The following is a 2,674-nucleotide window of genomic DNA, read 5'->3' on the forward strand; positions in this document are numbered from 1 at the left end:
GTCTACCAAGATTACTCCTCATGATCCGCATGATGCTCCATCGTTCGGTGCAGCTTATTACATCAGAGCCGCCAGGCATCCTCCATCGTTGCCTTCGTCTGATCTACCAAGCCGCATCTCGCTTCCGTGTCGAAAAACATCAACGTAAAGAGCCTAAAGCATAGAAAACTTTGCTTTCCGTATAGAATTAATCGCGCGCTATTAAATCTTGTCTATAATTACTCCTCACCGTGCAACATCCACTATTTGATGGGTTGCATAACACCGGCAAGCTGCATATTTCGCTCGAAGTCGTTATCATGAACATATTTTCCTCACTCAGTACCCGTGCAAAACTCGGCGTCGGATTCGGCCTGGTCGGTATCCTCATCATCGTGCTCGCCTTTTTTGCCTGGCGTGAGTTAGGGAATGTTGGTAAGGAACTGGCGACTCAGAACGCGGTCCGCACTACCAAGCTCGAGCGCCTGTATGCGCTGCGTGAGTCTCTTGCGCAAACCGGACTCGCTGCACGCAATGCCTACATCATTCCCGATGCGACGAAAGCACAGGGTGAGCTGGCCCTGCTGGATGAACAAAAAGCGAATTTTCTCAAGGAGCTGCAGGTTCTGGCGCCGCTGTGTGAGGGAAACGCTGACTTTGCGACGATGCGCGCCGGCCTGCTTCGTATGGCAGAGGAACTCAATCGTCCGAGACGCTATCGTGATGCCGGGCAGATGACGGAATATGGTTCATTTCTGGTCAATGAGTGCAGCCCGCTGCGCCGGCAAAACGTGCTCGACATCGATCGCGTGATCAAGGCCATACAAAAGCAGGTTGAAGCCGGCACGCTGACCGCCGAACAATCCATCACGTCCGCGCAAACGACGATCATCGCCGTCGCGCTCGCTGCAGTGCTAATCAGTATTCTGGTTGGTGGCGCCATCACCGCGCACCTGCTGCGCCAGTTGGGGGGCGAACCGTTGGAGGTCAATCGCATCGCATCGGCGATCGCCTCAGGTGATCTCACGGTCAAGGTGACTGTGCGCCCCAAAGATCGGGCAAGCGTCATGTACGCGATTGGCGAAATGCAATCCAGTCTGCAGCGCATCGTTTCGCAAGTGCGCCATGGGACCGACATGATTGCGAATGCCTCCAGCGAAATTACCGCCGGCAATAGCGACCTTTCAACGCGGACTGCTCAACAAGCTACGTCGCTCGGTCGAACGGCAACGTCGATGAAAAAGTTTACGGTCGTGGTGGAACAAAATACTGCACATGCCCGTCATGCCAATACGCTGGCGGCATCAGCAAGCCAGGTTGCCAGCAAGGGTGGCAATGTTGTCACTGCGGTGGTCAGCACGATGCAGGAGATTAATGCCTCTGCGCACAAGATATCGGACATCATCAGCGTGATTGACGGCATTGCATTTCAAACAAATATCCTCGCACTCAACGCCGCGGTAGAGGCAGCGCGCGCAGGCGAACAGGGCCGTGGCTTCGCCGTGGTCGCCAGTGAAGTGCGAAGCTTGGCACATCGTTCAGCCAGCGCGGCAAAGGAGATCTCGGCACTGATCTGCGAATCGGTCGCGAAGGTGGATGCGGGCTCGAAGCTGGTCGAACAAGCCGGTACGACGATGACCGACATCGTGACGAGCGTGCGACATGTCAGCGGCATTATTGAAGAGATTACTGCTGCCAGCGAAGCGCAACACGCCGGTATCCAGGAGGTCAACCTTGCTGTCGATCAGATGGATGAAGCAACCCAGCAAAATGCTGTGCTGGTCGAGCAGTCCGCTGCGTCGGCGGCAGCGCTCAACGAGCAAGCGGGGAGTTTGTCGCGCACGGTTCGGGTGTTCCGTATCAATGCCGAGACCGAGCCGCTGCGAATCACAGCGTGAGTCAGATGAACGACCGCGTTGGCTTAGCCGTCGTTGTCGTTCAAGCTATTGCGCAGTTCGACCAGCTGACCACGTAATGTCTCTGCTTCGTCGGCCGAACACTTCGTCGCACGAAAAACTGCCGCCATTATATTGGCGGCTTTCTGTTTCAATGCCTTGCCATCGTCAGTCAGGCTGATGATCACTTGCCGCTCATCACTACGTGCACGGTTGCGCTGCACCAGGCCTTGTGCCTCCATGCGCTTGAGCAATGGGGTCAACGTCGCGGAATCCAGAAACAGGTGCACGCCGATATCTGACACCGTCAATTGGTCCTGTTCCCACAACACCATCATGACGAGATATTGAGGATAGGTCAGCCCCAGTTGGGGGAGCACGCCACGATAAACCCGCATCATTGCCAACGAGGTCGAATACAGCGCGAAGCACAGCTGTTCGTCGAGGCGAGGCGTGGTGGTAGAGGGAAGAGAAGGGGTCGTCATGGATCCAATATAGGTCGCACACTAGATAATTGCAAGCAATGCTACCCCAGAAGGCTAGCGCTCTCACGCTTTGGCAGTCCCTCGCCATTCGTGGAGCACGCCCATGTGGCGTGTCACGTCTTTCTATTTTTGAATCATGAATACGCGTTTTGAAGAATATTTTTGAAGGGGTCTTGTGCAATCAACCCGCGGTTTGGTATAGTTCGCCTCCGCTTCGGCACTGACCGAAAAAGTTAACGTAATCAAGTGGTTACGAGAGCAAGGTCTGCAGAGAAATCTGAGACGAAGCGAAAAGAAAGAGTTGACGAGATTTCA

The 2,674-nt window shown here is 54.8% G+C and carries 2 protein-coding genes; one reads left to right on the forward strand and one right to left on the reverse strand.

All coding sequences use genetic code 11. The features are described from left to right. Positions 1–230: 230 nt before the first annotated feature. Positions 231–1,877, forward strand: a complete 1,647-nt coding sequence (locus NX775_RS24130; protein WP_343829643.1) for a methyl-accepting chemotaxis protein — start codon at positions 231–233, stop codon at positions 1,875–1,877. A gap of 23 nt (positions 1,878–1,900) precedes the next feature. On the opposite strand, the gene NX775_RS23810 is transcribed toward NX775_RS24130, so the two are convergent. Beyond that, positions 1,901–2,359 carry a MarR family winged helix-turn-helix transcriptional regulator gene (locus NX775_RS23810; RefSeq protein WP_258838237.1) on the reverse strand — a complete coding sequence of 153 codons (459 nt, stop codon included), beginning with the start codon at positions 2,357–2,359 and terminating at the stop codon, positions 1,901–1,903. Between the last annotated feature and the right edge of the window lie 315 nt (positions 2,360–2,674).

It is taken from the genome of Massilia aurea (assembly GCF_024753205.1).
Taxonomy (GTDB): domain Bacteria; phylum Pseudomonadota; class Gammaproteobacteria; order Burkholderiales; family Burkholderiaceae_D; genus Telluria; species Telluria aurea.

Coding starts and splice junctions, on each gene's coding strand:
- NX775_RS23810 (WP_258838237.1), bottom strand. CDS start 2,359: ATGACGACCCCTTCTCTTCCCTCTACCACCACGCCTCGCCTCGACGAA.